General features: G+C 40.1%; 6 protein-coding genes. 1 reads left to right on the forward strand and 5 read right to left on the reverse strand.

Annotated elements, in window-relative coordinates; genetic code table 11:
* Positions 1-119: 119 nt before the first annotated feature.
* The gene (locus DXA57_RS16905; protein ID WP_117768420.1) at positions 120-1,475 is read right to left on the reverse strand and encodes an MATE family efflux transporter; all 1,356 of its coding nucleotides are present in this window, start codon (positions 1,473-1,475) and stop codon (positions 120-122) included.
* A gap of 264 nt (positions 1,476-1,739) precedes the next feature.
* Between DXA57_RS16905 and DXA57_RS16910 the strand changes: the two genes are divergently transcribed.
* Positions 1,740-4,304, forward strand: a complete 2,565-nt coding sequence (locus tag DXA57_RS16910; RefSeq protein WP_243005827.1) for a glycoside hydrolase family 95 protein — start codon at positions 1,740-1,742, stop codon at positions 4,302-4,304.
* A gap of 111 nt (positions 4,305-4,415) precedes the next feature.
* Here DXA57_RS16910 and DXA57_RS16915 read toward each other — a convergent pair whose 3' ends face one another.
* The 4 genes from DXA57_RS16915 to DXA57_RS16930 are packed head-to-tail and all read right to left on the reverse strand — an operon-like array spanning position 4,416 to position 6,597.
* The gene (locus DXA57_RS16915; protein ID WP_117768421.1) at positions 4,416-4,928 is read right to left on the reverse strand and encodes an AAA family ATPase; all 513 of its coding nucleotides are present in this window, start codon (positions 4,926-4,928) and stop codon (positions 4,416-4,418) included.
* 44 nt (positions 4,929-4,972) lie between these two features.
* A complete protein-coding gene (locus DXA57_RS16920) occupies positions 4,973-5,281 on the reverse strand; it encodes a peptide deformylase (RefSeq protein WP_442857683.1) in 309 nt (102 codons plus the stop codon).
* A 22-nt stretch (positions 5,282-5,303) separates the two neighbouring features.
* Positions 5,304-5,798 (reverse strand): HD domain-containing protein, encoded by a 495-nt coding sequence (locus DXA57_RS16925; protein ID WP_008981870.1) that lies wholly within the window; start codon positions 5,796-5,798, stop codon positions 5,304-5,306.
* A 37-nt stretch (positions 5,799-5,835) separates the two neighbouring features.
* Complete coding sequence (locus DXA57_RS16930; RefSeq protein ID WP_164979758.1) at positions 5,836-6,597, reverse strand: class I SAM-dependent methyltransferase; 762 nt, start codon at positions 6,595-6,597, stop codon at positions 5,836-5,838.
* Positions 6,598-6,782: the final 185 nt, after the last annotated feature.

The raw sequence follows: 6,782 nt of genomic DNA on the forward strand, positions 1-6,782 counted from the left end.
AAACCCTCACGAAAGCCCCTCAACAAGTTTGGCAAACCCTCAAGAACTTTGATTATCCAAAAAACTTCTGAAACCATCCGGTTTTACGACAGTCTTCTTTCTTTTCTACAGCCCTATACTCAATCAAAATCTCTGGTAATATTTGTAAGCCATTTCCCTCTGAGATAATGAATAAACACAACGGGCATTTTTTCAAACTCATCCAAAGTCATGATAAAATATACCCAGATCGGCGGCAGTTTGAAAACATATGCAGCAAGGAAGGTAAGCGGAACTGCAACAAGCCACATAAATATGGAATCTACGATCATTCCAAACCTGGAATCACCGCCTCCTCTGAAGCAGCCACATATCAGGCAGGTATTGATCCCTTCTCCCACAAGACGCCAGGTCGTCATGATTATAAAAATGCCAAGATAATAAATGGCGGTTTCTGTCAGTTTATCCCGGTAGAAATCCAGTATCAACGGGCGGATCGCCAGAATAATGACACATCCGATCATACTTACAGTAATGGTTATCTTCAGCATACGTTTCCCATATTCTCTGGCTACATCCTTGTGATTCTGCCCCAGCTCCTGGCTGACAATGATGGTAGTCGCATTTGCAAAACCGCGGCAGGCGATAGCACCGATATTTACCACCATAACAGCAACGGCATTGGCTGCAACCATATCATCTCCAATATGACCAAGGATTGCTGCGAAAGCAGAACTTGCAAAGCTCCAGACAACGTCATTTATTACGGCTGGACTGGCAATTTTCATAAAGTCCCGGAACAGAATACCAGATTTCGCAAAAAAGTATTTTATCCGAAATCTGACATCGGAACTGTTTAACGAGTAGATGAGACAGATCAATACTTCTACCATTCTGGCAATAACCGTACCAAGGGCAACACCGGTAACACCAAGCTTTGGAAGGCCAAACAGACCAAAAATAAAGGTAGCATTACAAATTACATTGACACAAAGCGAAACAATGTATGTAATAGAAGGCAGCATGATTTTTCCGATGCTTCGAAGAGCACTCATAAAAACCTGAGAGAATCCCATAAACACAAAGGAAAAAGAGATCACCCTCAAATACTCACTGCCCGCAGCGATCGTGTCAGGACTGTTTGTAAAAATGCTCATGATCGTAGCTGGCATAGCAAAAGAGATAATGAAAAATACAAAGGAACTGATCAGTGAGATTCGTTCCGCCAGACCGAGAATCTTCTCTATTGTCTTTTTATCACCTTTTCCCCAGTACTGGGCACATAAAACCGAAGTACCTGTGGCCATACCGTAATATAAACAGAAAAGGATAAAAGTAAACTGGTTGGCAAGTGATGAAGCCGACATAGCTGTCTGGCTTACATATCCAAGCATTACCGTATCGGCAAGATTTACCAATGTTCCAATCAGATTTTGGATCATGATTGGAAAGGCTAATGTTGATGCATATTTTAAGAAATCTTTTTTATTCAGCATATAACCGTTCTTCCTCGTTTTTTTAATTCTTTTTCGTAAAATTTAAAAACATATTCTTCTTTTCCTGGTTTCATCTTACCACAAATAACGTTTTTGGGGAAGATTATATAGTTTTCTTTCCATGTGAAAATCATTAAAATCTCCCTCTTGTTGTTCCTTCAGTCTTTAATCTTTTGACCCCAACATCATATTATGTTATGATTCAAAATAGAGAACAAATAAACAGAGTGTGCTCTGTTTATGCATGAACCAGGAGGTAAACGGATGAAGAAAAAAAATGAGAACCTTTTAAGACTTTGGTATGATAAACCAGCCAATGACTGGCAGACACAAGCACTGGCGATTGGAAATGGCTACATGGGCGGACTTATCTTCGGCGGTATCAATCGTGACAAGATCCATATCAATGAAAAAACAGTATGGGAAGGCGGACCTGGCGGTGATATAAACTATACCTACGGTATAACAAACCCGATCCGCACAAAAGAGGATCTTCAGAAGATCAAAGAGGATCTGCATGCGATCCGTGAGAAACTGGAAGATAAGTCACAGTATGTCTTTGGATTTGATGAAAATTCCTATCAGGCGAGCGGAACGGATACAAAAGGAGAAGCAATGGACGAGCTGAACAAGCTCATGGGAGATCTGACAGGATATGAGGCACCAACTGATTATGCCAATTTATACATTTCCAATGCTCAGGATCCTTCCAAGGTATCCAATTATGTCAGAGATCTGGACATGCGTACCGCATTAGCAACTGTTAATTATGATTATGAAGGAGTTCACTACACAAGAGAATACTTTACCAGTTATCCGGATAACATTATGGCTGTGCGCTTAAGTGCTGACACAAATGGAAAAATCAGCCTGAAAACCAACCTGGAAAATCTGATCGGCGGCAATGCGTATACAAACATAGTTGACGGAGACACGATCACTATGCGTGATGCATTGCCTGAAAACGGTCTGAAGGTCGAAGCACAGCTTAAAGTTATCAATGAAGGCGGAAGCCTTTCTGTCAGCGAAAGCAATGGAATTCCTGCAATCTGTGTATCTGATGCAGATACCGTTATATTGCTTTTTGCATGCGGAAGCGATTATAAAATGGAGCTTCCAACTTTCCGTGGTGAGGATCCCCATGCAGCAGTTACAAAAAGGATCCAGGAGGCAGCACAAAAAGGATATGAAGCACTCAAAACAGATCATGTGGCTGATCATTTTGCATTATTCTCCCGTATGGATCTGGGATTCAACGAAGAAATCCCGCAGATTCCTACTGACGAATTGATCCGTAAATATCGGAATATGGTAGAGAACAATTGCGGCGAGATCCCAACCCCGGCTGAACAGAGAGCTTTGGAAGTCATGTGTTATCAGTTTGGTCGTTATCTGACCATTGCCGGCTCTCGAGAAGGTGCTCTTCCTACAAACCTTCAGGGAGTCTGGGGTGAAGGAGCTTTTACCTGGTATGGAGATTATCACTTTAATATTAATGTTCAGATGAATTACTGGCCAACGATGGCCAGCAACCTTGCCGAATGTATGAAACCATACAATGATTATCTGAATGTTCTCAAAGAAGCAGGTCGTGATTCTGCTGCCGCTTCCTTTGGTATTAAGAGTGAAGCAGGGGAAGAAAACGGATGGCTGGTAGGCTGCTTCAGTACCCCTTACATGTTTTCAACCATGGGACAGCAGGATAATGCAGCCGGTTGGAATCCGATCGGATCTGCATGGGCTCTTCTGAATTCTTATGAGTATTATCTGTATACAGAAGATACAGAATATCTGAAAGAACTTTATCCGTCCTTAAAAGAAGTAGCTAACTTCTGGGATAAAGCGCTTTACTGGAGTAAGAATCAGCAGCGTTTCGTATCTGCACCGTCCTATTCACCTGAAAACGGACCCATCGTAAATGGCGCATCTTACGATCAGCAGTTTATCTGGCAGCATTTTGAAAATACGATCCATGCAGCCGAAACATTAGGTGTTGACGCAGATCTGATCGAAAAGTGGAAAGAAAAACAAGCACAGCTGGATCCTGTTTTAGTAGGAGCTGACGGACAGGTAAAAGAATGGTATGAAGAAACTCACATTGGAAAAGCACAGGCCGGAACTCTGCCGGAAATTGATATTCCACAGTGGAGACAGAGCCTTGGAGCACAAAGCTCCGGAGTGCAGCCGCCTCACCGTCACCTTTCCCATCTGATGGCATTGTATCCATGTACTCTGATCAATAAAGATAATCCTGAATATATGGATGCGGCTATGGTTTCCCTGAATGAACGTGGACTTGATGCAACCGGCTGGTCCAAAGCTCACAAGCTGAATCTGTGGGCACGTACCGGACATGCCAAAGAAGCTTTTCAGCTTGTACAGTCCGATGTGGGCGGAGGAAATTCCGGCTTTTTAACAAATATGCTCTGTTCTCACGGTGCCGGTGCAAACTACAAAGAATCACCCATTTTCCAGATCGACGGTAACTTCGGTTACACAGCAGGTATCAACGAAATGCTGATTCAGAGTCAGCTCGGATATGTACAGTTTCTGCCAGCACTTCCTGAAGAGTGGAGTACCGGACATGTGGAAGGTATCGTAGCAAGAGGAAATTTTGAAATCAACATGAAATGGTCAAATGGCAAAGCTGATCGTTTTGATATTACATCAAGAAACGGCGGAATATTTACCGGCGAATATGATGGTATCTCCGCTTACACGGTAACCACTTCTGATGGAAGAAAAGTAGAAACACAGATCATTGCAGATAATAAAATTTCTTTCCCGACAAAGGCCGGAGAGATTTACACCATTAATTTCAAAGCCTGAAAGAGCAGCAGAATGCATTAGAAGAATCTTACAGAGAAACACCCGTCGGAATTCTGAAAATATATCAGAATTCTGACGCTTCCATGTAGCAGCGGTTTGTGCTGGGATTATTCAGTTGAAATTTGAATATTGCATAATATCCTCTTTCTGCAAAATTACTTTTTCTCCTTCGCCGCATGGCTCCTGAAATGCGTGATAATGATGTTCCAATAGTTCATCTGTTATCACAAACGGTGAATTGGCATTTAAGACCTGATTCCTTTTATATAGTCTTTTTTGCAAAAGCTCCTTACTGGCTTTCATATAGACAAGCTCCGTTTCAGCGCCTGCTTTTTGAATCAGTTCTTTATAAACATTCCGATTTTCCTTACTCCAGAAACTAAAATCAATCACAACATCTTTTCCCTGCTGAATCAGGGATAGCAGCTTTTTTTGAAGCGCAGCTTCCACCTGCTCTGATAATTTTTCATATTGTTCTTCCGGATAATCAATTCCCTTTCTTCCATAAAGTTTCCACATTTCTTCGTCAATGGAAAGTCGGATATATCCTTTCTGTTCTTTTTTCTTGGCGTAAGTAGTCTTTCCAGAACCACATACGCCGCACATCATAATAACCTTGCTCATAAGACCTCTTTTTCTTTTTCCGAAACGGCATCTATCAATTTGCACTACAAAGCAGAAAGTTCTTCAATCGCTTTATCTAAAAAAATCATACCGTCCAGATGTTCCAGCTCATGGCAGAAGCATTTTGCCATTTCATCTTCTCCGTCAACTATCATTTCCTCTCCATATTCATTGAGTGCCTGAATCGTGACCTTTTGCGGACGGATTGTTTTTACAAAACGGTTCGGGAAACTAAGGCATCCCTCAACACATTCCTGCACACCGCTTTGGCTTATCATTTGTGGATTTACAAGTTTTAATCGTGTATCGTTAGGGTTAAACTTAACTACTATTTTTTCTTTGCGATATAAAATACATAACTGCAATAATCTACTACTAATCTAAAATAAAGCGATTATAAGCTATCCTTTTTCCTGTGTTTGTTTTAAAGTTTTCATCTATACACTTTTTTATCTTTTCCTGTTCTTTTTCTTTATCCATAACCGTTAAATTTTCAAGCAAATCAGCTTCCCATTGTATTTGAAAATCAAGTCCATCAATTTTAGATGGAGTATGATGGTTGCCTATTATAAAGCATATTCTATCAATATTTTTGTTATAGCCTACCTTTTTTAATATTTCTTTCGCTACTTCTGGTCCTTCCTTTTCTTGATAGACACCATCAATAGAACCGTATTTTTTTTGTGCTTCAACCGCACCAATATCATGTAGTATAGCAATAATACTGATGAATTCTTTTTCTTCCTCTCCGATATTTTCTCCTTTCATTATATCTTCTGCATTTTTCAAAACTTTGAGAGTGTGCTCTATGCCAAAAGGAATTTCTTTGAATACTTCTTTCATCTCTATAATAATTTTTTCTTTAAACATAAATTACCTCCATTTATACCTTATAGGTGTTTTAGTTCTATCTATCCACTTTTTTGTTCGCCGATACAATCAGCATCATGGGACGGCGCATTTCATCCTGCATCCCCGGAATATCCATCATGTATTCCGGCGGCTGCGGCTCCACAATATGATTTATTATAAAACCATTTGAAAGCAGTGTATTTAGATATGTGGTCAGTGTTCTATGAAATTTTGTAACCTTTTCTCCCAAAAACACAGCTGTTCGTTTGCCCTCATAATAATAATTATCCACCGGAAAATGCAGTATTTCTCCTTTTTCGTTATAATACCAGTCTTGTGTTCCATAGGCAGTAAAAACAGGATGTTCAACCGTAAAAACTAGCTTCCCACCAGACTTCAGTATTCTATATATCTTTTTTACTAAAATCTCATAATCTGCTACATAGTGAAACGCAAGTGAACTTAATATTACATCAAAACTCTCCTCTGGGAATTCCACATCTTCTATAGCACAGCATTTATATTCAACCTGTGGAAAATGTGTTTTTTCTTTGGCTACCTCGAGCATTTTATGAGAAATATCAACACCTACAACAGAAGACGCTCCGTGTTCCATCGCATAAATACAGTGCCATCCATAGCCGCATCCTAAATCAAGCACACGCTTATCTTTAAAATCCGGCAGCAGCTTTCTCAATGTTTCCCATTCTCCTGCACCGGCTAGTCCCTGCTGTGAGCGACTCATTTGACTGTATTTTTGAAAAAATATATCATCATCATATTTGTTTTCTTTTCCATATTCTACATAATTCAACATCTTTCACCTCGCTGTAAACTTCCGATTTTTCGTTCTCTGCGACTTCCCAATAAACGGGAATTTGACTTGCCTATTTTCTTAAAATTTCATGTGGAGCTTCTATTTCATTTGCCAAGGTATGCTCTGTTAATTAAAACATTCCCAACATTTCGGACTATAGCAAGATAGTCCGAAAATACAGTTTC

The sequence above is a fragment of the Blautia sp. OF03-15BH genome (assembly GCF_003463065.1).
GTDB lineage: Bacteria > Bacillota > Clostridia > Lachnospirales > Lachnospiraceae > Limivivens.